Source organism: Protofrankia sp. CiT1 (assembly GCF_917627335.1).
In the GTDB taxonomy this organism is placed as follows: Bacteria; Actinomycetota; Actinomycetes; order Frankiales; family Frankiaceae; genus Protofrankia.
Genome location: NZ_CAKJTP010000010.1, coordinates 36066 through 61942 on the forward strand (window position 1 = coordinate 36066; position 25877 = coordinate 61942).

Here is a 25877-nt window from a genome sequence, read left to right on the forward strand (position 1 = left end):
GCTCGGCGTCGCGGCCCCCGGCCATCTCCGCGTCGTGCACATCAGCGGCGATCCCGCGACCAGAACAATGGTCACCCATGTACTGCGCAACTCCCTCGGCGCGGACACCGTCACGGTGCCGCGGGCCGCTCTCGCCCTCGACGCCGTCCGGCGGGCCCGGCCGGCGCTGGTGCTGCTGGACCGGGAGCTACCGGACAGCAGCGCCGAAGACCTGCTCAGGACGCTCACGGCGGACCCTCGGGTGGGGCGGGTACCCGCGGTCGTACTCACCATGGACGACGATCCGCGGGAGCTCGTGCGGCTGCGGCAGGCTGGCGCCGTGGCCGTGCTGGGAGCGCCCCTGGACGTCGCCGCGATAATCGCCGCGGCTGGTCACCTCACCGCCGCGGACCCGGCGCGCTGAGCCCTCAGCCGAGGCGCGTCGCCGCACCCAGGGCGGCGACGACCCGGTCGGCGGCCGTGTAGGGGTCTATCCGGCCGGCGGTGACCTGCGCGGCGAGGCCATCGATCAGATCACCGCCGCGCAGATCCCCCATGCGCTGCCGAAGCGCGGTAAGCGCGATCTGCTCGATCTCGTCAGCGGCCCGCCGCCGGCGGCGGGCATCAAGGACGCCGTGTCCGACCATCCAGGCACGATGATCAGCGATCGCCGCCACCACCTCGGCGATGCCCTCTCCGCGTGCGGCCACGGTCTTGCGGACCGGCGGCCGCCACTCCTGTCCGGAGGCCGCGGGCCCGGTAAGCGCAATCATGTTCTTGAGCTCACGGTAGGTGTGTTCCGCGCCGTCGCGGTCAGCCTTGTTGACCACGAGGATGTCGGCGATCTCAAGGATGCCGGCCTTCGCGGCCTGGACGCCGTCGCCCATCCCCGGCGCCAGCAGCACCAGCGTGCAGTCGGCCAGCGACGCGATGTCGACCTCGGCCTGGCCCACCCCCACCGTCTCGACGAGCACCACGTCGAAACCGGCCGCGTCGAGCACCCGCAACGCCTGTGGAGTCGCCCAGGACAGCCCGCCCAGCTGCCCCCGTGAGGCCAGCGACCGGATGTAAACCCCCGGATCGGTGGCATGCTCCTGCATCCGCACCCGGTCGCCGAGCAGCGCGCCACCGGTGAACGGCGACGACGGGTCGATGGCCAGCACGCCGACCCGCAGGCCGCGCGCTCGAAACGCGGCCACGAGCGCGGACGTCGAGGTCGACTTGCCCACCCCGGGGGAGCCGGTAAGGCCGATCACCTGTGCGTGGCCGGCTCGTGGCGCGAGCAGGGCCATGATTTCCCGGAGCTGCCCGGCCGCATCCTCGACCAACGAGATCAACCGCGCGACCGCCCGCGGATTACCGGCGACCGCCGCATCCACCAGATCGGCGGCGGATGCGGTACGCGGCCGGGCCGGGGCCGCTGGCGCCGAAGCCGGGATCACGCCGGGACGCGCAGGATGAGGGCATCTCCCTGACCACCGCCGCCGCACAGGCCGGCGGCACCGGTACCGCCGCCGCGGCGACGCAGCTCAAGGGCGAGCGTGAGGGCGATCCGGGTACCGGACATGCCGACCGGATGGCCGAGGGCGATCGCGCCACCGTTGACGTTGGTGATCTCCGGGCCAATACCAAGATCGCGCATGGCCTGGATGCCCACCGCGGCGAACGCTTCGTTGATCTCATAAAGATCCACGTCCGCGGGGGTCAGGCCCTCCTTGCGCAGCGCCGCCGAGATCGCGTTGGCCGGCTGCACCTGCAGCGAGGTGTCCGGGCCGGCGACGAAGCCGTGGTGGCCGACCTCGGCGAGCACCGGCAGCCCGAGCTCGGCGGCCTTCGCCCGGCTCATGACGACGACCGCCGCCGCGCCGTCAGAGATCTGTGACGCCGAACCAGCCGTGATCGTGCCGTCGGCGGCGAAGGCGGGACGCAGTTTCGCCAGGGACTCGGAGGTGGTGTCACCGCGGACCCCCTCGTCCTGGCCGACGGACACCGGGTCGCCACGCCGCTGCGGCACCTCCACCGGGACGATCTCGTCATCGAACAGGCCGTTCTTGATGGCGGCGGCGGCCCGCTGGTGCGAGCGGGCGGCGAACTCGTCCTGCTCGGCCCGGCCGATCCCCAGCCCCGCGTTGTATCGCTCGGTGCCCAGCCCCATCACCACCTGATCGAACGCGCAGAACAGAGCGTCATGGGCGGTGGCGTCCACCAGTTCGGCGTTGCCGTAACGGACGCCCTCGCGCAGGGACGGCAGCAGGTGCGGCGCGCGTGTCATCGACTCCATGCCGCCGGCGACGACGACGTCGAACTCACCGCTCGCGATGTAGGTGTCGGCCAGCGCGATCGCGTCCAGGCCGGAGAGGCAGACCTTGTTCACCGTGATCGCGGGCACGCTCATCGGGACTCCGCCCCGGACCGCGGCCTGCCGAGCGGTGATCTGGCCCTGGCCAGCCTGGATCACATGGCCCATGATCACATAATTGACCTGATCGCCGCCAATGCCCGCGCGCGCCAGGGCAGCTTTGATCGCGAGCCCGCCGAGCTCGACGGCGGAGAAGGTCTTCAGAGCGCCGGACAGCTTGCCGATCGGGGTCCGCGCGCCGGCCACGATGACGGAACCAGGCATGGATGGCCTCCCGGGAGACGACTGCGTGTTCTGCAACAATAACGTGATCTTGCGTCAGATGCCCCCGCGCGGCGCGGTGCGGGTATGGCAGCATCGCGGCATACCCGCGAGACATACCCGCGAGAGGGGATCCGAGTCCGCGATGTTCACAAGAATCGATCATGTCGGCATTGCCGTCCGGGATCTGGACAAGGCCATCACGTGGTACGAGACGACCTTCGGGCTCACGGTGACCGCCACGGAGACCAACGAGGAGCAGGGCGTCCGTGAGGCCATGCTCCTCGTGGCCGACGCCGCCCCGGGCGGCTCGTACGTGCAGCTGCTCGAGCCGATCCGGGCGGACTCCCCGGTCGGGAAGTTCCTCGCCCGCAACGGCGAGGGCGTCCACCACATCGGCTACGGCGTCAACGACGTCGAGAAGGCCCTGGCCGCCATCGCCGAGCAGGGCGTCCGCCTGGTCGACAAGCGGCCGAGACACGGTTCGATGGGCGCGAGCATCGCGTTCCTGCATCCGAAGGACACCGGCGGCGTCCTCACCGAACTGGTGCAGGCTGTCAAACACTGAGCACAGCAAACACCAGACGGAACGGGCCATGGGGGTCATGGCCCTGGGGCCCCCGTATCTCCGCGGCGCGGAAATGCGGAAATACGGGGTCAGGCGATCCCGCAGCCGGCGGTGAAGGGCGACTGTGCCGAGGCCAGGTCCACCGTGCTGCTTGTGGGCGAGCCGAGCGCGGTGAAGCCCGTGCTTATCAGCTCCCACGTCGTCGACGTCACCTGGTAGATCTTGTCCGTGGTCCGGTCACCCGCGGCGACCACGACTTTCCCGGCCTCACAACGGAACCCGTCACCGTGGGCGCCGTTGAGGCCAGCATGCAACGGACTGTTGCTCACGATCCGCAGCTGCCCGGTCTGCGTCAGTTTGGCCACACCGAAGTTCCTGGTACTGCCGTTGCTGTCGGTCTGGACGATCAGCTCGCCATACCCATCGGCGTCGATATCGAAGACCGACAGACTCAGCGGTGACGCCACCGCCGGGAATGTCACCGAGGTTGACCCGAACAGGCTGAGCGCGACCACGACCGTGGTGTCGGACACGGTCGCCGGGTCGCTCTTGCCGTCACCGTCAACATCGCCAGCCATCGCCGGGACGGACACCGGCGGCGGGAGCGCCGGAGAATGGACGTTGCTGGGCGTTCCGCTCGGATGGCTGGTCGATGCCGCCGACGGCGTCTCCTCCCCCGGACCGCCGGGGCTGGTGGGCGGCGCCGCGGTCTCCAATCGACTCACCGGCGCCGACGGCCGCCCCGGGCCGCCCCCGAGCGTCCCGCCATGGCCCGGCGGTGTCACGGGCCGGCGCGACACGGTCACGTCAGGAGTCGTCTGGGTCAGCGGAGGCCGAGCCGGCTCGACCAGAGTGGCTGAGGTGCGGGGTTCGATCACCAGGTAGACAAGGCCGATCAGACCGGCCAGCGCCAGCCCGCCGACAGTCATCATGGGCATCCGCAGCCGGCGCCGGCGAATGACGCCGGCGCGGATCCGGTGATAGCCCGCCGGGGAGGCCTGGACCGGCTCCACCGCCTCGGTCAGGAGACGACGCAGCTCGTCGGGTTCGAGCGCGGTCACCGCAGGCCCTCCAGCTTGCTGCCGAGCGCGGTCAGCCCGCGGGACGTGTAGGCCTTGACCGACCCGACGCTGCACTTCATGACCGCGGCCGCAGCCGCCTCGGAAAGGTCCGCGTAGTAGCGCAGGACCACGGCCTCGCGCTGCCGCCGCGGCAGCTCCCGCAGGGCCTGCACGACCGCGGCACGCTCGACCAGGGTGTAGGCACCCTCCTCGGCGCTGGCCGCGTCCGGCATGGGCTTGGGTGCGTGCTTGAGCGCCACCAGCCGCCGCCGCAGCGTTGAACGGGCAAGGTTGACCACCGTCTGCCGCAGGTAGGCAAGCGCCTTGTCCCTGTCCTCCAGCCGCCCCCAGGCAGTGTGGACCCGAATGTAGGCGTCCTGGACAACCTCTTCGCACAGCCCGACGTCATCCAACAGAAGTGCGGCGAGGCGGACCAACGACCGGTAGTGTTCTGCGTACAGAGCGGTCAGTGCGGCGTCGGCATCCCGCGCGACCTGGCTGCGAGCGGCGTCGCTCCGCGCAGGCACGGGCCGCCACCCCTCCACTACTGTCATGGGCGCGGTCACGCCAGGTCAGACGCGCTCCTACCCCTAATGGTTGCTCTCAGGTTGTATCGCTTCCAGCGCGGGCGCACACCCCCAACCGCGCGACTTGTAGGCATACCCGTCGGTAGCATCTGCCCGACATTGCCGGATGACGTTTGGGAGGCCAATCGTGAAGGAAATTGTCGAAGCGATTCTCGTCGGCGAGACCTCCGAGGCAGCGTTCGCCGCCCTGCCCGTACCCGAGACCTACCGGGGGGCGGTTATCCGCAAGGATGAGACCGGCCTCTTCACCGGGCTCGCGTCCAGGGACAAGGACCCTCGGCGCTCCCTGCACATCGATGAGGTCGCGACCCCTGAGCTCGGTCCGGGTGAGGCACTGGTCGCCGTGATGGCCTCCGCGATCAACTACAACACCGTCTGGACGTCGATCTTCGAGCCGCTCCCGACGTTCGGTTTCCTGGAACGTTACGGCCGGTCCTCCCCGCTCGGCAAGCGCCATGACCTGCCCTACCACGTGGTCGGCTCCGATCTCGCCGGGGTTGTGCTGCGGACCGGCCCCGGAGTGCACATATGGTCCCCCGGCGACGAGGTGGTCGCCCACTGCCTGTCAGTCGAGCTGGAGCGGCCGGAAGGCCACGACGACACCATGCTCGACCCCGAGCAGCGCATCTGGGGCTTCGAGACCAACTTCGGCGGGCTCGCGGAGCTCGCCCTGGTCAAGGCCAACCAGCTGATGCCGAAGCCCGCGCACCTGAGCTGGGAGGAGGCCGCCGCCCCCGGTCTGGTGAACTCCACCGCCTACCGTCAGCTGATCTCCCACAACGGCGCCAACATGAAGCAAGGCGACGTGGTGCTGATCTGGGGCGCGAGTGGCGGCCTCGGCTCCTACGCCACGCAGATGGCGCTGAACGGCGGGGCGATCCCGGTCTGCGTCGTGTCCTCCCCCCAGAAAGCCGAGATCGTCCGTCGTATGGGCGCCGACCTGGTCATCGACCGGGCCGCTGAGGACTACCGGTTCTGGGCCGACGAGCACACCCAGAACCCCAAGGAGTGGCAACGTCTCGGCAAGAAGATCCGCCAGCTCACCGGCGGGGAGGATCCCGACATCGTCTTCGAACACCCCGGCCGGGAGACCTTCGGCGCGTCCGTCTACGTCACCCGGCGCGGCGGAACGATCGCGACCTGCGCGTCCACGAGTGGCTTCATGCACTCCTACGACAACCGCTACCTGTGGATGAACCTGAAGAAAATCGTCGGTTCGCACTTCGCGAACTACCGCGAGGCATGGGAGGCCAACCGGCTGATCGCCAAGGGGCTCATCCACCCGACCCTGTCCCGTGTCTACCCGCTCGCCGAGACCGGCCAGGCCGCCTTCGACGTTCACCGAAACCTCCACCAGGGCAAGGTCGGGGTACTCTGCCTCGCGCCGGAGGAAGGCCTCGGGGTCCGCGACGCCGCCACCCGCGAGCGTCACCTTGCCGCGATCAACCGATTCCGTGGCGTGTAGGACCGGTCATCCCGGCATCGGGAGCGGCGAGGGGGCGGTCTGGCCCAGGCCGATGGCAGACCGGCCACCGCACCTCCCGGTGGCAGGTCTGGCACTCTGATGTCCTATGAGCGAGCAGACCGATCTCATCCCGATGTCCGACGGCACGGACGCCTCGCCGGACTTCGATCTGGTTCGTCGCGGTTACGACCCACATCAGGTCAGGGCGCACGTCAACTGGCTCGTCGAACAGCTGCGCGAGGCGGAGTCGCATCGGGCGGCCGCCGAGGCCGCGGCATCCGAGGCCGCCTCCGAAGCCGCCACGGCACGTGATGATCTCGCAGCCAACCGGCCCGCGTGGGAGGAGTTCGGCGATCGGATCACCCAGATCCTCCAGCTCGCGGAGGAGGAGGCCGCCGCGGTACGGGCCGAACGGACGCGGGAGGCCGAGGTCGCGCTCCAGGAGGCCGAGCGGGTACAGGCCGACGCGCGGCGGACCCATGAGCGGATGCTCCAGGAAGCCGGAGCGGCCGCTCAGGCGACGATCTCAGCGGCGCAGGCCGAAGCCGAGGACATCCTCTCCAGGGCACGTACCGCCGTCGCGGCGGCCGAGGAGGAGTCCCGCCGCCGGCTGGCTGATCTCGGCCGGCAGCGGGACCAGGTGACCGCCCAGCTCGGTCAGCTGCGCGACCGGCTGGCCGCGGCCATGGCTCCGCTGGACCTCGGCTCGTCCTCGTCCTCGTCGCCGGTAGGCGGCGAGGACACGGCGGTTATCCGTTCCTGAAACGTCCACGCCGTTCATATAATTCATATGGCTTGTACGCTTCATGCGGTTTGTTACCGTATTATCCGTACAGTCCATGTTGTTCGCTTCTGAGCCCCCGATCTCACAGACCCGGCGGGATACGCCGGTCACGACGGGTCCAGCAGGCTGTGTGCCAGTGCCTGCGATCAGCGATGTGATCGTCGCGCCAGCAGACGACGTGCGGAGTGGCTGGCAGGATCTCCTGCTCGCAGCCGGGGCAGCGGTAGTACTTGCGCGCGGCCGCGCCGCTGATCCGGCGCACAATCCAGTCCCCGTCCGCGCGTTGTTCGATCGTCTTGGCTCCGACGACGGGCAGGATGGGCGAGCTGGGCGGTCGCTCCGGCCGCGCGCGCCGCGACCGTCTGCCGGTCACCGCGGCCGCGGCGCCGACGGACTTTGCGGGCGACGGAACCGCGCTGTGCGGGGGCGTGACGCGCTCGGGTCCGCGTCGGGCGCGAGCGTCTGGTTGACAACTTCACCCTCGACGATGCGATGCGGGTCGTTCCCCGCCGCGCCGCCCCGGCGGGAGCCGGCAAACCGGTCAACGGTCGACTCGGCGAGCGTCCGGGCCAGTTTCACCCGCCGGATCATCCCTCGCGGTGACGACAACGCGGCGGACGCACCAATCATGATCTGGAAAGTCCGGTCGCTGCCACGCCAGTGCTCGCGCAGGATGGCCTCGCCCGCGCCCAGCTGCAGGCGACGGAACGCGAAAGCCATGAGCGCGATGTCGTCGAACTGACCGACCACGGGAACCAGGCTCATCAGCCGGTTGCGCGGTGAGACCAGATAGGCCAGCGACGCCGCCGCCTCCATCTTGGCCGCCTGCGGCACCCTCGGATCAACGAGAACCCGCCGCAGCATCACCGCGAGATCGGGCACGAACGTCACGATCTCGCGGCCGACCTCCCGCGCGGCATCCTTGTCCAGCGAGACCATGTGGCTTCCTCCGAAACGACGGCGGGACCAGACCGGCCATGCCGGTGCCCGGCCCAGACAAACATGCAGTCCGGCGCCATCGTAGGCGACGAAACGAACCAACCAGGACCGTTCCCCCGCCCCCTCGCTCCCTCGCCGGGTCAGTAGACGCGGAAGCCACGCCGGGTCTTACGGCCGAGATACCCAGCCTTGACAAGGTGTTCGAGCAGCGGCGCCGGGGCATAACCGGGCTCCCGGAACTCCAGGTACAGCGTGCGCACGATGGCGAGCGTCACGTCCAGCCCGACGACGTCGGCGAGTTCGAACGGCCCCATCGGATGCGCGCAGCCGACCTTCATCGCCGTGTCGATGGCATCGACATCCGCGTAGTGCGCCTCCAGCATCTTCACGGCGTCGTTGAGATAGGGGAACAGCAGGGCGTTGACAATGAACCCGGCGCGGTCCGCACAGCGCACCGGGTGCTTGCCTGCCGCCCGCGCCACCTGGGCAACCGTCGCGGTGACGTCGTCAGCGGTCAGAACGGTCGGCACGATCTCCACCAGCCGCATCACCTGGGCCGGGTTGAACCAGTGCATCCCCACCACGTCCTGGGGGCGCGAGGTGGCGGTCGCACATTCGATCACCGGCAGGGAGGACGTGGTGGTCGCGATGATCGCCCCGGGCCGGATGACCGCGTCGATCTCGGCGAACAGCGCTCGCTTGACCGCGAGGTCCTCCACGACCGCCTCGATGACGAGGTCACAGCCGGCAAGCGCGGAAAGGTCGGTGGTGCCCCGCACCCGGGCCAGTGTCGCGGCCCGGTCGTCCGAGGAGATCCGGCCCTTCGCGACGCCCTTGTCCAGGGAGCGCTCGAGGTTCTTGCGGACACCAGCGAGCTTCTCCTCGCCCCGGGCACGGAAGATCACATCATAGCCATGACGGGCGCAGACCTCGATGATCCCGCCGGCCATGGTGCCGGTACCGATGACACCGATCGTGCGCACCGGCCTGACGGCCGCGCCCGAGCGCCCGGAATCGGACGAGGCCACGGCGTCCGGCGTGACGGCGTCGACGATCTGGGAGGAGTCGGGAGCCGCGTAGGTGTAGAACCCGCGACCGGTCTTGCGGCCGAGCATCCCGGCCGTGACCAGCTGCTTGAGCAGCGGCGCCGGGGCGTGCAGGTGGTCCCGGGACGTATGGTAGATCGAATCGAGGATCTCGTAGGCGGAGTCGAGGCCGATGAGGTCCAGCAACGCCAGTGGGCCCATCGGATGACCGCAGCCCAGCCGCATGGCCGCGTCGATGTCCTCCCTGGTGGCGTAGTGTGCCTCCAGCATCCGCACGGCGTTGTTGAGGTACCCGAACAACAGGGCGTTGGCGATGAAGCCAGCCCTGTCCCCGGCGACCACCGCGCTCTTGCCGACCTTCGCGACCAGCGCTTCCAGATCCTCCAGCGCGGCGGAGTCGGTGACCACCGTTCGGATGATCTCCACGAGGCCCATCACCGGCGCCGGGTTGAACCAGTGCGTGCCAATCACCCGCGACGGGCGGGAGGTGCCGGCGGCCAGTTCGGTGACCGACAGCGAGCTCGTGTTCGTAGCGATGATCGTGCCGGACGGGCACAGCCTGTCCAGCTCCGCGAGAACCGCCCGCTTGTCCTCGATCCGCTCGGGCACCGCCTCAACGACCAGCCGGCACTCGGCCACGGCCGTCAGGTCGGTACCGGCGTGGATCCGGTCGAACAGGGCGTCCCGGTCGGCCTCGGTCAGCTTGCCGCGGCTGACCGCCCGCTCGGTGGAATGCCGGATGTGGTCGAGCCCCCGGGCAAGTGTCTCGCCATCGAGCTCCACCCCCACCACCTCGATGCCGGCACGCGCCAGTACCTCGGTGATCCCCGCGCCCATGGTGCCGAGCCCGACAACTCCGACCTTCGTGAAGTCCTGAGCCACGTCGGCCACCCCTCTCGTCGCTGTACCTGTGCCCGCCGCCGGTGCGCGAAATACTTCCAGAACTTCGGCGCACAAGCCGACGAGCGCCACCCGGAGCGGCAGCTGTCAGCGGAGCGAGAGACACCCTCCATACGCAGGCTGTTCACGCGCCCAGCCGGCTCCGCGCGCCGCTCAGCCCCCATCAGCCATGGCCGCCGCGGTTCACTGAAATGTACCCTTTTGCAACGTTTGAACGTAGGGAACGACACACTCCCGCCGATCCCGTCAGCGGGAGGCCGACGGCCGTGCCTCCGCCCGCGATGCCCGCCACACCGGCGGCTCCAATGATCAATATCGATGGCTGGTCGGCCATCAGGGCCGGCAAAGAAGATCGCGACAGAGCCGCCGGCCCAACGGCGCGAGGGTCAGGAAGGGCGACGGCAACGTGCAGCCGAGCACCGCGGCGGCCGCGTCGACGCCGGCCAGCTGATCACGCACAGCTTCCCATGGGGCGTCACTCAGCAGCCCCGCCACCGGTAGCGGGCATGCCGCCAGCACCCAGCCGCGGTCGACCACCACAAAACCGCCGCACATTCCCTCCAGCGCCCGCGCCGCGGTCATCATGTCCTGGTCAGTGACTCCGATGATGGCCAGATCGCCGGGAGCCACGCTGGTGGTCATCGCGATCGCACCCTGGCGCAGGCCAACCCCGCGGATGAAACCGACCCGGGTCGCGGCGGCTCGGTCCGCCTGTCGCGCAATCATGGCAATCTTGATCACGTCATGCCCGGGATCAGCCACCACCTGACCGGTGCCATCGCCGGTACGAGCAGGTCGAACCTGGATGATCTGGATATCGGGCGCGCTGCCCGCGGCGGCGCTCACCTGTACACCGTCAACCATGCCGGCCGTCGCGGCCGTGGCCGCCGCGGCGGTGAACGAGCCGCTGTGCAGGCCAGCCGGCAGAGCCATCCGTTCCCGGCTCCACTCAGGGACAGCATCGAGGTTGTCGAACAGCGGGCGGCCGCGCTCGGCGGCCATCCGCCCGCTGGCGAGAACGATCTCCGGTGGTCTGGGTCCCGCGATGTCAGTGACGATCTGGACGTCGGCCAGCCGTGCCGGCGCGAGCGATCCGAGCAGGTGCTCCAAGCCGTACCGGCGGGCCGGGCCGAGGGTCACCGCCCGGATGGCAGTCATCGGCTCCGCACCGGCCTCGACCATGCGGTGGACCATCCGGTCGAGGTGACCGTGCTCGGCGATGTCAGCGATCTGCCATGCCCCGGCGAGTTCCGCGGGGGCGTCGGGTGGTGGCGGCTCGGCGGGTCCGATCCGGGGAACGGCCTGCGGGGGCAGCCGCATCCCGGCGTCCGGGAGGCTGGCGCCGCCAGCTGCCGGAGAGGTCCTGGCAAGCAGCCGCACCGGGGTCCCCGAAGCGGTCACGAGCCGCGTACCGCGCGGTCCGCACAGGGCTGCGGGCAGGTCCGCGTCCACAAGCAGGGTGACCGTCCCGCGGGGCACGACGAGACGGGCGAGCTCGCCGGGCGTCAGCAACGTCTGTTCCAACCGGACGCCCGGGTCGACGTAGGCCGGCAACAGGTAACGACCGGACGCGTCCAGGGTACGGCGGGCACGCAGCGCCCCGGGGCGTGTCACCGCGGCGATGAACTTACCGACGATGAGCAGGTCACGATGCCGCAGCTCACCAGCCTGGACGACAGCGACCATGCCACCGCGGACGGCCAGGTCCGCTTCCTGGGTACCGTTCGCGACCCGCCGCAGACGTTCACGTTCCCCCGCTGTCGGAGCCAGCTGGGGGGATACCGCGACGGTGCCGAAGCGCACAGCGCGGACCGAAGGCTCGGCATGGGCCGTCCCACCAGCCGGTGTCATCCACACCGGCGCCGCGTCGGGCGAGCGGAGCACAGGCCCGGACGCCGGCCGCGCCCGTTCGCGGTCACGCTCGGCAATCATACAACCTCCGAAAACCCAGTTCTGGCGAGCCCGGCCCAGGGCGTGTCTGAATGGATCATCGATTTTCTGGATCATCGCCCACATCGACCACCATCCATCAGGCACGCCGTAGTGGTCGCCGCCAGAAGTTCGCCCAGGGCCTGCCGGCGCCAGACGGCGCCTCGCGTCGTTGCCGCCAGTCGCCCCCAGCACCTCCGGTGACTCCCTCCTCGGCCTCGCGACGCACGTGCCTCAGCCCCGCTTCTTGATCCACACCCCTGTTACCGTGCGCTCTTAGCGGCATGGCCGCATCACTCTGCTGCCAGTCAGGCCGATCGCGCCCATGAACCCGCGGCCTGTAACCTTTCCGTAACCAAATGGTCCCGAACGGACACAACCCGAAGCCTTTCCCAGGCAGACTGGCCACCATACGCATTAAAAAAACAACCGTGCGTATTAGGCAATAGGAGTGTCCGGCTCGCGCCGTCCAGGCGGCCCCTGGCCGTGTTCTGGGCCACACCGGTACAACTCATCCGGTATCGGTGTGGCCCGCGGCCTTGCCAGGAACCGCCTGGACGCGCCTCCCTGATCGAACGACGGCTGCCGAAACACGCCGTAAGCTTCCAGCTGTGCTGCTGAGCCCGCATGAGCAGGAACGGCTGCTGATCCATGTCGCGGCCGGGCTTGCCCGGGAGCGACGAGCCCGCGGTCTGCGGCTCAACCATCCCGAGGCAACCGCCATTCTCACGTCCTTCCTCTTGGAGGGCGCGCGTGACGGGCGCACGGTCGCCGATCTGATGACGGCCGGCCGCGGCGTGCTCACCCGCGAGGATGTCATGGACGGAGTCCCCGAGATGCTCGCCGAGGTCCAGGTCGAGGCGACCTTCCCGGACGGCACCAAACTGGTGACCGTTCACCAGCCGATCCCATGAGTGCCCCCGGGACTCCGGCTTCCCGGGCCCCGGCCGGCCTCCGGCCGGGCGAGGTCCGCCACGGCGACGACCCGGTTGAGATCAACCCGGGGCGCCCCGTGCTGACGCTGCGGGTTCGCAACCTCGGTGACCGTCCCGTGCAGGTCGGGTCGCATTATCACTTCACCGCGGCCAACCCCGCGCTGGAGTTCGATCGGAACGCCGCCTGGGGGCACCGGCTCGCCGTTCCCGCCGGCACCGCCGTCCGCTTCGAGCCCGGTGTGGAACGCGAGGTGGAGCTGGTGCCGCTCGCCGGCCGCCGGATCGTGCCGGGTCTGCGCACCGAATCGGCCGGCCCGCTGGATCCGGCCGCGCCGGACAGCGCGAAGCCGAGCGGGACAGGGCCGAACCGCGCGGGAACGGCCGGCACGGGGACGGAAGCGGGGACGGCGCTGGGGACGGACCAGTGAACAGGTACCTGGACCGCGCCCGTTACGCCGACCTGTATGGTCCCACCGTCGGTGACCGCATCCGCCTGGCGGACACCGGCCTGTTCATCGAGGTGACCGAGGACCGCAGCCGCGGGCCGGCCGGCACCGGCACCGGCGACGAGGCGGTCTTCGGCGGCGGCAAGGTGATCCGGGAGTCCATGGGACAGGCCCGGGCCTCGCGTGCCGAAGGCACCCCCGATCTGGTCATCACCGGCGCGGTCGTGCTGGATCACTGGGGCGTGGTCAAGGCCGACGTCGGCATCCGGGACGGCCGGATCGTCGCGCTCGGCAAGGCCGGCAACCCCGACACCATGGACGGGGTCCATCCCGGTCTGGTCATCGGGCCCGGCACGGAGATCCTCGCCGGCAACGGGAAGATCCTCACCGCGGGCGCGGTGGACTGTCACGTCCACCTGATCTGCCCGCAGCAGGTCCCTGAGGCCCTCGGCGCCGGCATCACCACGCTGATCGGCGGCGGGACCGGCCCAGCCGAGGGAACCAAGGCCACCACCGTCACCCCCGGCCCGTGGAACCTCGCCCGGATGCTGTCCGCGATGGACACCGTGGCGATGAACGTCGTCCTGCTCGGGAAGGGCAACACCGTCGGCGAGGCCGCGCTGTGGGAACAGCTGCGCGCCGGTGCCGCCGGCTTCAAACTGCACGAGGACTGGGGGTCGACCCCGGCCGCGATCGACACCTGCCTGCGGGTCGCGGACGCCGCCGGGGTGCAGGTGGCGCTGCATTCCGACACCCTCAACGAGGCCGGTTTCGTCGAGGACACGCTCGCCGCGATCGCGGGGCGAGCCATCCACGCCTACCACACCGAGGGCGCCGGGGGCGGGCACGCCCCGGACATCATCACCGTGGCCGCGGCACCGAATGTGCTGCCGAGCTCGACAAACCCGACCCGGCCGCACACGGTCAACACCCTCGACGAGCATCTCGACATGCTCATGGTCTGCCATCACCTGAACCCGGCCGTGCCCGAGGACCTGGCCTTCGCCGAAAGCCGGATCCGGCCGTCGACCATCGCCGCCGAGGACGTGCTGCACGACCTCGGCGCGATTTCGATGATCGGTTCGGACTCACAGGCCATGGGCCGCATCGGCGAGGTCGTGCTGCGCACCTGGCAGACCGCGCACGTGATGAAGGCGCGGCGCGGCCCCCTGCCCGGGGACGGGCCCGCGGACAACGCCCGCGCCCGGCGCTACGTCGCCAAGTACACGATCTGCCCGGCGGTGGCGCACGGCCTGGACCACGAGATCGGCTCGGTGGAACCGGGCAAACTCGCCGACCTTGTCCTCTACGACCCGGCCTTCTTCGGTGTCCGGCCGTCGGTCGTCCTCAAGGGTGGGTTCGTGGTGTGGGCGGCGATGGGCGACGCGAACGCCTCCATCCCGACTCCGCAGCCGGTGCTGCCGCGGCCGATGTGGGGGGCCGCGCCCGGCCCGGCGGCGGCGGCATCGCTGACGTTCGTCGCCCCGGCCGCCCTCGACGACGGCCTGCCGCAGCGGCTCGGCCTGGCCAAGCCGATGGTCGCCGTCGCCGACGTGCGCCAGCGTGGTAAGGCCGACCTGCCCGAGAACAGCGCGACCCCCGATATCCGGGTCGCCCCGGACACGTTCACCGTGACCATCGACGGGGAGGCCATCGAAGCCGCACCCGTGACCGAGCTCCCGATGGCCCAGCGCTACTTCCTCTTCTGATTCCTTTCCGGGAGTGGAGCGGTTCCGGTTCCGTGGACAGCGGACCTGAAGGGCCGGTGGTCTCCAGTAGTTCAGTGCACCCCACATTGTGCTGGGAGCAGAGGCTCGGCAAGCTTGATCGTGATCGAATAAGTTCCCGATCTGCCCCAATAGCCTGATTTGAACCCAAACCTAGGCTCCCGACGGGAGGCGGGCGGTGCACTGACCGCTTGATTCCGCCCATAGAGATACCTCTTGCCGCTCCACCGCGGAGTGATCAACCTAACGTCAGGCCGCTCGTCCACGCCCGTCGGCGCCGGCAAGATCACCGCCTGTTCTCTGCACGCTTCAAGGAGACGCCGTGGGAAAACACTCGCAGTCCCCCGGGCCCTGCCCGGCCTGCAAGGGAGATAAGACAACCGAGGTCAGCCAGGATGGGAAGACTGTAAGAATCACCTGTCCGACCTGCAAGGGGACTGGCACCGCATGAGGCGGGAAGACTTCATTCCCGAGACCATCTGGATTCGTCGTGACGACGGGTGGATGGTCCCGGTACGTCGTTCCGACGATCCGGAAGCCTGGCTGAGAGAGGTCAACGGTTCCGAAGCCGTCACCACACAGGTCGACGACGGAAGCGACGAGTACGACGGTAAGGGCATCATCCCGACAAGTTCCAGCACCGCGGGCTGGCTCATGGACAAGATGCTTACCTTGCTCGATGTCCGGCCCGGAATGAACATCCTCGAAATCGGTGCCGGCACCGGATACAACGCCGCGCTTCTAGCGGAACGCGCTGAGCCAGGGTCCGTTGCCACTATCGAAGTCGACCCCATCGTAGCAACGCACGCCCGCGCTGCCCTGGCCAGACTCCGCCTGCCCGTCACGGTCATCACCGGTGACGGAGCCGACGGCTACGCGCAGCGTGCACCGTTCGACAGGGTGATCGCCACCGCGAACGTGTTCACCGTCCCGCCCGCCTGGCTCGCGCAGACCCGCCCCAGAGGCCGGATCGTCGTCCCGATCGCCGGCAGCTTCCACCACGGTGCCCTCGCCTGCCTCACTGTGGCAGCCGATGGGACTGCGCACGGTCGCTTTCACGGCGAAGCCCCCTTCATGTACATGAGGAATCAGCGGCGGGTCCGAAACGTGTGGGGAACCGACGAGAGGACCGCGCGCATCACCTACACCGGCCTTCATCCGATCGAACCATTCACCGATTTCCATGCCGGATTCGCGTTCAGCACCAGAATGCAAGGATGCACGACAGGCCGGCGTCCCGAAGAGGATGGTACCGAGATCCTATGGATATCTCACCACCCGTCCGGTTCTTGGGGCTCATTCATACCCGGAACTGACAGACATGAGGTCTGTCAGTCAGGACCGCGTAACCTTTGGAACGAGCTGGAGGACACTTACCGCTGGTGGATCGATGCCGACAGCCCCGATCATACCCGCATCGGCATCACCGTCACCACCGAAGGCCAGAAGTTCTGGCTCGACACCCCCGAACACACTCTTCCAGCCATACAGGGATCAGCCGTCTGACGACCTGGACAGAGACACCAAAGAAAGATTGTCGCTAATCTTCTCTACATTTTCGAGACACAGCTCTCCCGTGATCAACGCTTCACGGGTGCTGCTTCGTGGGCGGTGGCAGTCCCGCTCTCGGTTTCCGGGGCTCCGCCCCCGTCCCCGGTCCTCTCTCCGGAGATAGGGGGAGGGACGCGGGACCGCTGATCGCCTCCGCCGGCCGGGCACCCGGAGAGACCCGTCCCGGTCCGGTAACCTACGAGGCCCCGGTTCACGATTCCAGGGAGGGCATCACGGCAGGATCGTCCTCGGCGGCGTTGTTGTTACTGGCGGACGGGCGGCTACCGGCCGGCGGGCATGCGCACTCAGGCGGTGTCGAGGCGGCGGTCGTTGACGGCAGCGTCGGCGATCTCGACGATCTTGAACGGTTCCTGCGCGGACGGCTGGCCACCGTGGGCTTGGTGGCCGCCACTTTCACCGCGGCCACCTGCCGGTTGCGCCTGGCGAACGGGCCCGTTCCGGACGGGCTCATCATCGAGCTGGACGCGGAGCTGGACGCGCGGACCCCCTCCCCCGCTCAGCGGGCCGCAAGCCGTGCCCAGGGCCGGGCGTTGCTGCGCGCCGGCCGGGCCGCCTGGCCGGACGTGCGCTGCCTGCTCCCTGCGCCGCACCATCCGATCGCGTTCGGCCTGGTCGCCGGGGTCGCTGGGGTCTCCCCCGCCGATGCCGCGCTCGGCGTAGCCTACGGAGCGGTCAGTGGACCCGCGTCGGGCGCCGTCCGCCTGCTCGGTCTGGACCCACTCGCGGTCACGGCCCTGCTCGCGCGGCTGGCGACCGACCTCGAGCGCATCGCCGCCAAAGCGGTATCGCTCGCTGAACGCCCGCCCGCGAACCTGCCCGCGCTCGCCGGACCGCGTCTGGACCTCCTCGCCGAGCGCCACCGTACCGCCGAAATTCGCATGTTCGCCTCCTGAGATCACGGATTTCCGGGGTGCGGGTCGGGTAGAAGTTCGGGAAGGTGTAGCGATGCACCGCGAGCATGACCTTCAGACGTTCCCCGCTGGGGGCGGCGCCGCAGCCCAGGCCATAACAACCCACGCGGCGACACCGCGCATGCCGCCGGGCGTGCTCCCAGCCGGCCGGGCGGTCCGCATCGGTATCGGCGGGCCGGTCGGCAGCGGCAAGACCGCGCTGGTCGCGGCCTTGTGCCGGAGCCTCGCCGGCACGCTGCGGCTCGCCGTCGTGACCAACGACATCTACACCACCGAGGACGCCGACTTCCTGCGCGCGGCCGGTGTACTCGACCCGGCGCGCATCCGCGCGGTCGAGACCGGATGCTGCCCGCACACCGCCATCCGGGACGACATCACCGCGAACCTCGACGCCGTCGAGGACCTGGAGTCGAACTGCGGCCCGCTCGATATGATCTTTGTTGAAAGCGGTGGAGACAACCTGACGGCAACCTTCAGCTACGGCCTGATCGACCGGCAGATCTTCGTCATCGACGTGGCCGGCGGCGACAAGGTGCCCCGCAAGGGAGGACCTGGGGTAACCAACAGTGATCTGCTCGTCGTCAACAAGACCGACCTCGCCCCGCTGGTGGGCGCGGACCTCGGCGTCATGGCCCGGGATGCCGAACGGATCCGGCACGGACGTCCGGTGCTGTTCACCTCGCTTGCCGTCGAACCAGGAGCGGCACCAGTGACCCAATGGGTGCTGTCACAACGTCCGCTGCCGGGTACCCAGCCGGCGCGGGCTCCCCGGCCCGGGAGCATGGCCTGAACATGCCGCGGCCGGCAGCCAGCATCGACCACGGCGGCCGGGGCCGGGCATCGATCAGCGCGCACGCTGCCGTACGGGTCGATCCGACCGATGACGGCGGGATCCGGGTGAGCGAACTTCGGTCGCAGGTACCGCTGGTGCTGCGCCGCACCGGCACGACTGACAGGCACGGCAGCCATAATGATCCACAGCGTATGCGCCGGCCGACCGTGACCGTCCATCTGGTGAATGCCGCGGCCGGCCCGTTGGCCGGTGACCGGCTGCGGCTCGACATCGCTGTCGGGACCGGAGTGTGCCTGCGCCTTCGCACGGTCGCGGCAACCGTCGCCCTGCCCGGATTCGGCGGGCGCGGCGACCACGGGGAGGGGAACTGCCGCGGTGACAACCAGAGTGACGACCGTTGGCACGACCATGGGGACGACACGGATCGGTCCTCCCTGTTCGACGTCCATGCCGACGTCGGGCCCGGTGCGGCGCTCGTGTATCTGCCCGAGCCGACGGTGGCCGCCCGCGGCTGCCGGCACCGCATGCGGGCGAGCATCCGGCTGGCATCGACCGCCTGCCTGCTGTGGCGGGAGGAGATCGTCCTCGGGCGCTTCGGCGAACCGGCTGGCTCGATCTCCACCGCGCTGCGCGTCGACGTCAGCGACCAGGAACACAACCAGGAACACAACCAGAAGCAGGACCGGGACCAGGGACACGACCGGACGTGGCGACCGCTGCTGCGCCAGGAACTCACTCTCGGCCCGACCATGCCCGGCCTCGACGGACCGGCTGTTCTCGGTACCGCTCGCGTGGCCGGTTCACTGCTGATCGCCGGACCCGGACCAGCCGGCCTCGCGACCGGCGCGGCCGTCACCGACACCTTCGCCCTGCTCCCGCTGGCCGGGCCGGGAGTCCTGATCAGCGCACTGGCATCAGACGCGGTCACGCTGCGCCAGGCGCTGGAGGCAGGCCGGGCCATGGTCGCCCGCTGGTGAGCGACCGCCCGGCATTCGCGATCATCAGGACGACGGGGGCATGTCCTCCAGCGGGAACACCAGACAGCTGCTGCTCGCGGTGGCGACTGTCCTGCCGTCAGCATCGCGGACGTCCCCTTCGGCGAAGACGACACGGCGGCCGGGCCGCACCACCCAGCCGTGCGCGGTCAGTCGGCTCGGGCGGCCGTCGACCACGTGGATCGGCCGCAGATAGTTGACCTTGATCTCGATAGACACACAACCAAGACCGGCCGGCAGCGATGTATGCACGGAACAACCGGTCACCGTGTCCAGCAGGGTGCAGACAAGACCACCGTGCACCATACCGAGCGGATTGTATGCGGATTCGTCCGGGGTGCAGTGGAAAAGCACGTCTCCCTCGGCGACGGTATCGATCTCGAAGTCGAAATGCATGGCGATCGGCGGGTGCGGCACCGTGCCGTCACGCATCGCCAGGAAAAAGTCGAGGCCACTCATGGTCCGCGCCATCGCGGCAACGATCATCGGATCATGCCAGGTGATTGTCCTGCTGCGCGGCTCGCCCCACTCGACAGCCGGTGGGCGTGGCTCAATCGTGGTCATAGCCATAAGACTATGAGGATCGTCGCGCTCCAGACGACCGGAAGCTCCAGATTGTCCTGATACCATAGGCGCCTTCGAGGGGCCACCGGCGCCGTCGCGGTATCCGGTACCGCGACCCTCATCTGATCGTCAAGAGCGCCCGGCAACAGGGGTGTGGATCAAGGAGCGGAGCTGGGGTGCGTGCATCGCGAGGCGGCGGCGGGAGCCAGCGCAGATGTGGGGTGGCGACTGACGACAACGACGCGAGGTGCGCGCCTCAGCCCCGCGACGCCGCGTCCCCTATTGCCGGTCGCGCTAAATATCTCAGCCAGCTCAACCAGGTACAGTGACGGACATTTCCACCCCCAAACAAGCCCACCAGAAGACTGAGTGCAACATAATCAGCGAATGAGCAGGATCCGCGGGAGCGAGCATCCGGCCGCCACCCGAGAGGTTCTCCTGGCCGCCGCGAGACACCGATTCGGGACCCAGGGGTACGCGGCAACAGGCACCGAAGAGATCGTGGCCGACGCGCGGGTGACGCGCGGAGCGCTTTACCATCACTTCCGAGACAAAGCTGATCTTTTCAGCGCGGTGATGGAACAGGTCGCTCTTGAGGTCGCCGAGCAGCTCGTCACCACCGAGCTCAAGCGCGCTACGGACGAACCGGCCACGGATGCCTGGGAACAGCTGCGAACCGGCTTCCAGTCGTTTCTCGACATCTGCACCGACAGCGATTTTCAACGCATCGTGCTGGTCGACGGCCCGGCGGTGCTCGGTCACGACGCCTGGGACGTCCTGGTCGAGCGCTACGGTTACCGCCTGCTCGCCGAATGGCTGAACAAGGCCATCGACGAAGGACGAATCGACCCGCTGCCGATCGCGCCTCTCACCCGAGTGCTCGCGGCCGTGCTGTCCGAAGCGAGCCTGTTGATCGGCCGAGCTTCCGAACCCGCGACAGCCCGGCGTGAGGCGGGCGAGGTTCTTGACCGGCTGCTGGTCGGCTTGGAAACGAAAAAGTAAAGAGCTGGTCACCATTGGCGACCAGCTCTTCTATACTAACAGACGGTAACGGGATGGGGCGCACAGCGCCTCAGACACTGCGCATGGCGCGCAGGGACTCCTTCAGCGACGACGTGGTGGCGAGGACCGCGGAAGTCTCATAACCACAGTGCGCCATGCAGTTCGCACAGCGGGGGTCCTTACCCCGGCCATAGGCGTCCCAGTCGGTGGTCTCGACCAGCTCCTTGTAGGACGACACATAACCGTCGCTCATCAGATAGCAGGGCTTCTGCCAACCGAACAGCGAGTAGCTCGGGATGCCCCAGGCCGTGCAGGAAAGATCGCGTTTGCCCTCCAGGAAGTCCAGGAAGACCGGCGAGTGGTTCAGCCGCCACTTCTCGCGCCGACCGTCACCGAAGACCTTGGAGAACAGCTCGCGGGTCTGCGAGACGCCAAGGAAGTGCTCCTGGTCGGGCGCCTTCTCGTAGGCGTAGGCGGGCGAGAGCTGGATCTGGTCGACCTTGACCTCGTCGTTGAGGTAGGACAGGACGTCGATCACGTCCTGTGGGCTGTCGTTGTTGAAGAAGGTGGAGTTGGTGCCCACCCGGAAGCCCGCGGCCTTGGCCGCGGCGATCGCCTCGATCGCCTCGTCGAAGGTGCCCGCCTTCTCCACGACCGCGTCGTGCCGCTCCCGCAGCCCGTCGATGTGGACGATGAAGGTGAAGTAGGGCGACGGTGTGAATTTCGCCATCTTCTTGCGGAGCAACAGCCCGTTGGTGCACAGCAGGACAAACTTCTTGCGAGCGATGAGCCGGCGGACGATCTCGTCGAGTTGCGGGTGCATCAGCGGCTCACCACCGGCGATCGCGACCACCGGCGCGCCGCACTCCTCCACCGCGGCCATGGCGTCCTCGACGCTCATCCGCTGCTTGAGCACGGACGCCGGGTGCTGAATCTTGCCGCATCCGGTGCATGACAGATTGCAGGCAAACAACGGCTCGAGTTCGAGAACAAGCGGAAAGTGCTTACGACGCAGCACTTTCTGCTTGGCCAGGTACATCCCGATCCGCAACGAGTACCGCCACTCCACCGCCATGGCAATACCGCCCTTCGGCGTCGACATCGTGCGGCCGGACGACCGCTCCACCTCGAGAACATACAGGGTGTACGTACAGCTTGTATGTTCATCGAGAACGTTGAATCGGCCACTTCTCCCGGGCCGCTCCACCGGCCCCGGGCCACATCTGGCATCCGTCACCGCAGGTCAACCGCATAGTCAGGGTTTTTGACCAGAAATTCGGACGAACGCGTGTCGGAAACCCGACAGCGGCCGAATCATGATCGGCAGTGGATACCGACGACGGACGGCAGGTCCAGCGGCCCAGCCAGAACCGGTCCACGGCGGACGGCCCGCGGACCGGGCGGCCATCGCACGGCAGGCGCCTGGGCCGTGTTCGGTGGCCGGTCGGTGCCGTGCGTCCGCTGTGTGGCCGGTGTTGGACGAACGTCACACCGGCCCCGATAAACTGGACATCGGCCCCCGGCACCCATCCCGGCACCGGCTGCTCGGACTTCAAAAGCGATCCGGGCGTGACGCACACCATTCCCGGGGGGCCCAGGTTCGCCAAATCCGTGACATCGAGCCCGGATGACCGGCCCGGCCGCAATCCAAGCGGTGATTGTGTGTAGACCTGACCGGTGAGTCCCGAACCAGCCAACCAATGGCTGTCCCCGGCTGCGCCTAACATCGGCGAAAAAGACAGTGGGCAACAGCGCGGGGGCCACCTGGGGCTGGGCACGCGTTGCAGGGTGAAGGCGGACGTATGACGCGAGGCGGGCACACGGTCACGCACCTGATCGGCGGGCGGTTCCGGCTGGTCGAACAGCTTGGCTCAGGCGGGATGGGGACGGTCTGGCGGGCCGTCGACACCGACGCCGGTGTCGAGCGTGCCCTCAAAGAGATCCGTATTCCTGACAACCTCTCGACCCACGATCGCGAACTGCTGATCGAACGTGCTCGCCGCGAAGCGCGTAACGCCGCGCGGCTCGGTGCTCATCCCCATGTGGTCACCGTGTACGACCTGGTCGAGGACCACGGTGCGCAGTGGATCGTGATGGATCTGGTCCCGGGACGCTCACTGGCGACAGTGATCGCGCAAGACGGCGCGCTGGCTGAACGAGAGGTCGCCCGGATCGGGATCGCCCTGTTGGACGCGCTTGTACACGGGCATCGCAAAGGAGTTCTGCACCGCGACGTCAAACCCTCGAATGTGTTGATCACAGCTGACGGTACCGTCAAACTCGCGGACTTCGGCGTCGCGGCCTACGAAACGGATCATCGGATCACAGCCGCGGGCGGTGTGGTTGGCACTCCCGCCTATATGGCCCCAGAACGCATCCGAGGAGATACAGCCGGTCCCGCAAGCGATCTTTTCTCACTCGCGACCACCCTGCTGCACGCGGCGGAAGGCGTCTCCCCGTTCGGTCGGGACACCACCTTCGCGACCATGCACGCGGTCGTCTACGAAGGGCCGAGCGCACCGGTGCACGCGGCTCGGACCTTTCTGATACTCCGGCCGATTCTGGCCAAAGAACCCGCCGCCCGGCCCACGACGGAGCGGATTCGCCGCCAGCTGCAAGCGCTTCTGTCAGCACCGGCCGCACAACCGGCGGTGGCAGCGACAGCACCGAGCCCCGACGCCTGGCCGACCGCAAGCGCCTTCTACGAAGCACCGACCATGGTCGCTAGTGTTATCGATGGACTGCGCCCGGACGGTACGGACAGCCGGAGCGGCTTCGAGGAGACCGCGGAGCCGGTCGCCGGACAGCCGCCTCCCGTCGATACGACCGCGGACAGCGTCATCGCGGCCGCCGGGATCACACCCGCCGGGATCACAGCCGCCAGGGCCAACGCCAGCGGACGGGATGGCGATGATCTCGACACTGTCGGCCTGGCGGTGCTGGCTCCCGATACGCCGAAACCGCGCCGGCCGCGGCCGCCGCTCGATGTCGACCCGGCCACGATCGAACAACCGGTGTGGGTCGGGCCGGACGCGAGGCGGGCCGTGAACGATGCGGGGAAGACCAAGCGCTCAGCCGGTGCCCGGTTGTCCCGGCGAGGGCTGCTGCTCGCCGCCGTTGCCGCCGCCGGGCTCGGCACCGGCGCCGGATCGGCGGCCTGGGCCGTCCGGCGGATCGGCAGACCGGCCAGCCCCGGAACAGGAACGCTGGATCTCGGTCCGCTGACGTTGTGGCTCCCGGGAAAGCCCGATGTCGAGTTCGCCGGCTCCTATATCGCCGACCAACGCGGTTATTACCGCCAGGCTGGGTTCACCCACGCGGAGTTCCATGAGGGTGGCCCGCGGGCTCGAGCGATGGCGGCGTCGGTGGCCTCGGGCTCGGCACTCGTCGGTGTGACCACACCGGACGCCCTGGTGAAAGAGATCTCCAACGGCGCACGGCTACGGGTGATCGGCGCGCAGCATCAGAAGTCCCCCTGGGCCATCGTGTCGCCGGCGGACAGACCGATCAGAACGCCACAGGATATGGCCGGGATGCGCATCGGCATGGCGGCAGGCAGCGCTGCCGTCTGGACGTCCTTTCTGGCCACCGCGGGAATCGCGGGGACGGCCATCACCCAGGTCGTCCTGCCCGACTACGTGCGGGCGGTCGCGGACCGCCAGGTCGACGGCATCCTGTCCGTTGTGACCGACGCCCCGGCGGTCCTCGCCCGCCAGGGCGTCGAAACCATGACGTTTCTGCTCGCCGACCACGGCTACCCGCTGGTTTCCAACGTGTACGTGGTGAGTGCGGACGCGGTCACCACGGCGAGAAAGAAAATCAAAGCGTTCCTGGCCGCCGAGGTCCGGGGCTGGAAGGACGACCTGACCGACCCGATGGCCGGCACCCGGCTCGTCACCGATGTCTACGCCCGGTCGGCCGGGCTCGACGTCGGTGAGCAACTGGAGAAGAACAAAAAACTGGGCGCCCTCGTCGAAACCGCGGACACCCGTCGCAACGGCCTGTTCACGATGACTGATGCCCTGATCGCGGCCAATGTCCGCGTGCTGTCAGACAGCGCGGCCGCCCCTGCCGCCAGGCGGATGTTCGACCTGTCGATCATCCGTGAGCTGTACACCGAACAGCCCGATCTGATCTGATCTGATCGGGCTGTTCGGGCTGTTCGGGCTGGCTACTCCGATCCATCCGATGGCGCCCGGCCGCCCGGCTCGACGGCAATGTTCAGGGCGCCCGTGATCGCGGCCTGTACCCAGCCCTCGCCGTGCTGCCCCGGAACCTGTCGCCAGCCCTGGCCCGGTGTCAGGGCGACCAGTCGGCCGTCCGGATGCCGTGCTACGGGGATGCGGTCCTCCCAGCGCCACGCGCGGGCCATATCTGGACGGTCGCTCGCCACCAGCCCCACGACCAGCTCGTCCGGCAGGTTCACCGCGGCCAGGCTGACATCAGCCCCGGCAGTGCCGGCCGCGCCCGCGGTAGCCGCGCCGGTGAGCGTCCAGGTCACCGCCTGAGACGAGCCAGCGCTGCCGGTAGCGGGCGTGGCGGGCAGCGGGCGGGTCACTGTCCGGTCTCCGACGCGCAGATAGACCGAGGCATAGGGCACGTTCTCAGGGAGTACCGCCGACACCCGGATTTTGATCTTACTCCCGTCAACGGGATGGAGTTCAGCGAACGAGCCCCGCGTGCTCCACGGGTTCTCCGCCTCGATCATCTCGTCGGGACGCAGCCGGTACAGCCGCCGGCCCGGCATCGTCTCAGCGAGCCGCACGTCAGCCGCACCGAGATCGGCCGCATACAGTACATCATCCGACAGTTCCGGATCGTTGCGTAAGAAATGGTAGGGAACCTGTGTGTAGCGACTGGGAGTGGGCGGGGCCACGATGACGACCGCCGGCCCAGCAAGATTTTTCGGGATGAGACCGAGCACCTGCCCGTCGACCGCGTTGACATAACGCTGCACGTTGACCTTGGCTGGTAGCCCGGCCGCGGTCACGGCCGCCAGCGCCAGCCCGCAGCCAGCCGCCATCGCGGTCCGCGCGGTCCGCGCCGGCCGCGGG

General features: G+C 68.8%; 23 protein-coding genes and 1 pseudogene. 13 read left to right on the top strand and 11 right to left on the bottom strand.

Annotated features, from left to right (window positions below):
• A partial coding sequence (locus MJ785_RS03395) for a two-component system response regulator (RefSeq protein WP_239380026.1) occupies positions 1-403 on the top strand: 403 nt, incomplete at its 5' end.
• 4 nt (positions 404-407) lie between these two features.
• Here MJ785_RS03395 and meaB read toward each other — a convergent pair.
• Positions 408-1421, bottom strand: a complete 1014-nt coding sequence (meaB, locus tag MJ785_RS03400; RefSeq protein WP_239373224.1) for a methylmalonyl Co-A mutase-associated GTPase MeaB — start codon at positions 1419-1421, stop codon at positions 408-410.
• On the bottom strand, positions 1418-2602 hold the full coding sequence (locus MJ785_RS03405; RefSeq protein WP_239308559.1) for an acetyl-CoA C-acetyltransferase: 1185 nt from the start codon (positions 2600-2602) through the stop codon (positions 1418-1420). The genes meaB and MJ785_RS03405 overlap by 4 nt, the downstream gene beginning before the upstream one ends.
• A gap of 142 nt (positions 2603-2744) precedes the next feature.
• Between MJ785_RS03405 and mce the strand changes: the two genes are divergently transcribed.
• Positions 2745-3167 carry a methylmalonyl-CoA epimerase gene (gene mce / locus MJ785_RS03410; RefSeq protein WP_239347903.1) on the top strand — a complete coding sequence of 141 codons (423 nt, stop codon included), beginning with the start codon at positions 2745-2747 and terminating at the stop codon, positions 3165-3167.
• A gap of 89 nt (positions 3168-3256) precedes the next feature.
• On the opposite strand, the gene MJ785_RS03415 is transcribed toward mce, so the two are convergent.
• Together MJ785_RS03415 and MJ785_RS03420 are read right to left on the bottom strand one after the other, a co-directional pair.
• Positions 3257-4228 carry a VCBS repeat-containing protein gene (locus MJ785_RS03415; protein ID WP_239308557.1) on the bottom strand — a complete coding sequence of 324 codons (972 nt, stop codon included), beginning with the start codon at positions 4226-4228 and terminating at the stop codon, positions 3257-3259.
• Positions 4225-4782: a SigE family RNA polymerase sigma factor gene (locus MJ785_RS03420; protein WP_308127780.1), complete on the bottom strand. Its 558-nt coding sequence runs from the start codon at positions 4780-4782 to the stop codon at positions 4225-4227. The genes MJ785_RS03415 and MJ785_RS03420 overlap by 4 nt, the downstream gene beginning before the upstream one ends.
• Positions 4783-4942: 160 nt before the next feature.
• On the opposite strand from MJ785_RS03420, the gene ccrA reads away from it, so the two are divergent.
• Complete coding sequence (gene ccrA, locus MJ785_RS03425) at positions 4943-6280, top strand: crotonyl-CoA carboxylase/reductase (protein ID WP_239308555.1); 1338 nt, start codon at positions 4943-4945, stop codon at positions 6278-6280.
• Between the two features lie 106 nt (positions 6281-6386).
• Positions 6387-7043 (top strand): sugar-binding protein, encoded by a 657-nt coding sequence (locus MJ785_RS03430; RefSeq protein ID WP_239308554.1) that lies wholly within the window; start codon positions 6387-6389, stop codon positions 7041-7043.
• A gap of 103 nt (positions 7044-7146) precedes the next feature.
• Here MJ785_RS03430 and MJ785_RS03435 read toward each other — a convergent pair whose 3' ends face one another.
• The 4 genes from MJ785_RS03435 to MJ785_RS03450 all read right to left on the bottom strand — a co-directional run bounded on the left by MJ785_RS03435 (position 7147) and on the right by MJ785_RS03450 (position 11881).
• The gene (locus MJ785_RS03435; protein WP_239308553.1) at positions 7147-7437 is read right to left on the bottom strand and encodes a hypothetical protein; all 291 of its coding nucleotides are present in this window, start codon (positions 7435-7437) and stop codon (positions 7147-7149) included.
• Positions 7434-8003 carry a YkvA family protein gene (locus MJ785_RS03440; RefSeq protein WP_239308552.1) on the bottom strand — a complete coding sequence of 190 codons (570 nt, stop codon included), beginning with the start codon at positions 8001-8003 and terminating at the stop codon, positions 7434-7436. The genes MJ785_RS03435 and MJ785_RS03440 overlap by 4 nt, the downstream gene beginning before the upstream one ends.
• Positions 8004-8143: 140 nt before the next feature.
• Positions 8144-9931, bottom strand: a complete 1788-nt coding sequence (locus tag MJ785_RS03445) for a 3-hydroxyacyl-CoA dehydrogenase family protein (protein ID WP_255723986.1) — start codon at positions 9929-9931, stop codon at positions 8144-8146.
• Positions 9932-10282: 351 nt separating this feature from the next.
• Positions 10283-11881, bottom strand: coding sequence for an adenine deaminase C-terminal domain-containing protein (locus tag MJ785_RS03450; RefSeq protein WP_239308551.1), 1599 nt, complete (start codon positions 11879-11881; stop codon positions 10283-10285).
• A gap of 608 nt (positions 11882-12489) precedes the next feature.
• Between MJ785_RS03450 and MJ785_RS03455 the strand changes: the two genes are divergently transcribed.
• The 7 genes from MJ785_RS03455 to MJ785_RS03485 all read left to right on the top strand — a co-directional run bounded on the left by MJ785_RS03455 (position 12490) and on the right by MJ785_RS03485 (position 19239).
• Positions 12490-12792 carry an urease subunit gamma gene (locus tag MJ785_RS03455; protein WP_239308550.1) on the top strand — a complete coding sequence of 101 codons (303 nt, stop codon included), beginning with the start codon at positions 12490-12492 and terminating at the stop codon, positions 12790-12792.
• The gene (locus tag MJ785_RS03460; protein ID WP_239373237.1) at positions 12789-13241 is read left to right on the top strand and encodes an urease subunit beta; all 453 of its coding nucleotides are present in this window, start codon (positions 12789-12791) and stop codon (positions 13239-13241) included. Before MJ785_RS03455 ends, MJ785_RS03460 begins: the two co-directional genes overlap by 4 nt.
• Positions 13238-14968: an urease subunit alpha gene (locus tag MJ785_RS03465; RefSeq protein WP_239380027.1), complete on the top strand. Its 1731-nt coding sequence runs from the start codon at positions 13238-13240 to the stop codon at positions 14966-14968. Before MJ785_RS03460 ends, MJ785_RS03465 begins: the two co-directional genes overlap by 4 nt.
• Before the next feature lie 465 nt (positions 14969-15433).
• Entirely contained in the window at positions 15434-16492 is a 1059-nt protein-coding gene (locus MJ785_RS03470; RefSeq protein WP_239308547.1) for a methyltransferase domain-containing protein, read from the top strand.
• Positions 16493-16590: 98 nt separating this feature from the next.
• Positions 16591-17451 (top strand): urease accessory protein UreF, encoded by an 861-nt coding sequence (locus tag MJ785_RS03475; protein WP_370651434.1) that lies wholly within the window; start codon positions 16591-16593, stop codon positions 17449-17451.
• 52 nt (positions 17452-17503) lie between these two features.
• Positions 17504-18259, top strand: a complete 756-nt coding sequence (gene ureG, locus MJ785_RS03480) for an urease accessory protein UreG (protein WP_370651433.1) — start codon at positions 17504-17506, stop codon at positions 18257-18259.
• A 2-nt stretch (positions 18260-18261) separates the two neighbouring features.
• Positions 18262-19239 (top strand): urease accessory protein UreD, encoded by a 978-nt coding sequence (locus MJ785_RS03485; RefSeq protein WP_239308546.1) that lies wholly within the window; start codon positions 18262-18264, stop codon positions 19237-19239.
• A 24-nt stretch (positions 19240-19263) separates the two neighbouring features.
• Here MJ785_RS03485 and MJ785_RS03490 read toward each other — a convergent pair whose 3' ends face one another.
• Positions 19264-19821: a PaaI family thioesterase gene (locus tag MJ785_RS03490; protein ID WP_239373243.1), complete on the bottom strand. Its 558-nt coding sequence runs from the start codon at positions 19819-19821 to the stop codon at positions 19264-19266.
• 387 nt (positions 19822-20208) lie between these two features.
• Between MJ785_RS03490 and MJ785_RS03495 the strand changes: the two genes are divergently transcribed.
• On the top strand, positions 20209-20823 hold the full coding sequence (locus MJ785_RS03495; RefSeq protein ID WP_239308544.1) for a TetR/AcrR family transcriptional regulator: 615 nt from the start codon (positions 20209-20211) through the stop codon (positions 20821-20823).
• Between the two features lie 70 nt (positions 20824-20893).
• Here MJ785_RS03495 and hpnH read toward each other — a convergent pair whose 3' ends face one another.
• Entirely contained in the window at positions 20894-21898 is a 1005-nt protein-coding gene (gene hpnH, locus MJ785_RS03500) for an adenosyl-hopene transferase HpnH (protein ID WP_239308567.1), read from the bottom strand.
• Positions 21899-22625: 727 nt separating this feature from the next.
• Here hpnH and MJ785_RS03505 point away from each other — a divergent pair.
• Positions 22626-24962 (top strand): ABC transporter substrate-binding protein, encoded by a 2337-nt coding sequence (locus MJ785_RS03505; protein WP_239380028.1) that lies wholly within the window; start codon positions 22626-22628, stop codon positions 24960-24962.
• A gap of 32 nt (positions 24963-24994) precedes the next feature.
• On the opposite strand, the pseudogene MJ785_RS03510 reads toward MJ785_RS03505, so the two are convergent.
• A pseudogene (locus MJ785_RS03510) lies at positions 24995-25877 on the bottom strand (hypothetical protein); the annotation flags it as partial.

Excerpts from the sequence above, each read along its gene's own strand:
- MJ785_RS03405 (WP_239308559.1), bottom strand. The coding sequence starts at position 2,602 with ATGCCTGGTTCCGTCATCGTGGCCGGCGCGCGGACCCCGATCGGCAAG.
- ureG (WP_370651433.1), top strand. The coding sequence starts at position 17,504 with ATGCACCGCGAGCATGACCTTCAGACGTTCCCCGCTGGGGGCGGCGCC.
- MJ785_RS03485 (WP_239308546.1), top strand. The coding sequence starts at position 18,262 with ATGCCGCGGCCGGCAGCCAGCATCGACCACGGCGGCCGGGGCCGGGCA.
- MJ785_RS03430 (WP_239308554.1), top strand. The coding sequence starts at position 6,387 with ATGAGCGAGCAGACCGATCTCATCCCGATGTCCGACGGCACGGACGCC.
- MJ785_RS03470 (WP_239308547.1), top strand. The coding sequence starts at position 15,434 with ATGAGGCGGGAAGACTTCATTCCCGAGACCATCTGGATTCGTCGTGAC.
- MJ785_RS03495 (WP_239308544.1), top strand. The coding sequence starts at position 20,209 with ATGAGCAGGATCCGCGGGAGCGAGCATCCGGCCGCCACCCGAGAGGTT.
- hpnH (WP_239308567.1), bottom strand. The coding sequence starts at position 21,898 with ATGGCGGTGGAGTGGCGGTACTCGTTGCGGATCGGGATGTACCTGGCC.
- mce (WP_239347903.1), top strand. The coding sequence starts at position 2,745 with ATGTTCACAAGAATCGATCATGTCGGCATTGCCGTCCGGGATCTGGAC.
- MJ785_RS03505 (WP_239380028.1), top strand. The coding sequence starts at position 22,626 with ATGACGCGAGGCGGGCACACGGTCACGCACCTGATCGGCGGGCGGTTC.
- MJ785_RS03420 (WP_308127780.1), bottom strand. The coding sequence starts at position 4,782 with ATGACAGTAGTGGAGGGGTGGCGGCCCGTGCCTGCGCGGAGCGACGCC.
- MJ785_RS03460 (WP_239373237.1), top strand. The coding sequence starts at position 12,789 with ATGAGTGCCCCCGGGACTCCGGCTTCCCGGGCCCCGGCCGGCCTCCGG.
- MJ785_RS03440 (WP_239308552.1), bottom strand. The coding sequence starts at position 8,003 with ATGGTCTCGCTGGACAAGGATGCCGCGCGGGAGGTCGGCCGCGAGATC.
- MJ785_RS03450 (WP_239308551.1), bottom strand. The coding sequence starts at position 11,881 with ATGATTGCCGAGCGTGACCGCGAACGGGCGCGGCCGGCGTCCGGGCCT.
- MJ785_RS03490 (WP_239373243.1), bottom strand. The coding sequence starts at position 19,821 with ATGACCACGATTGAGCCACGCCCACCGGCTGTCGAGTGGGGCGAGCCG.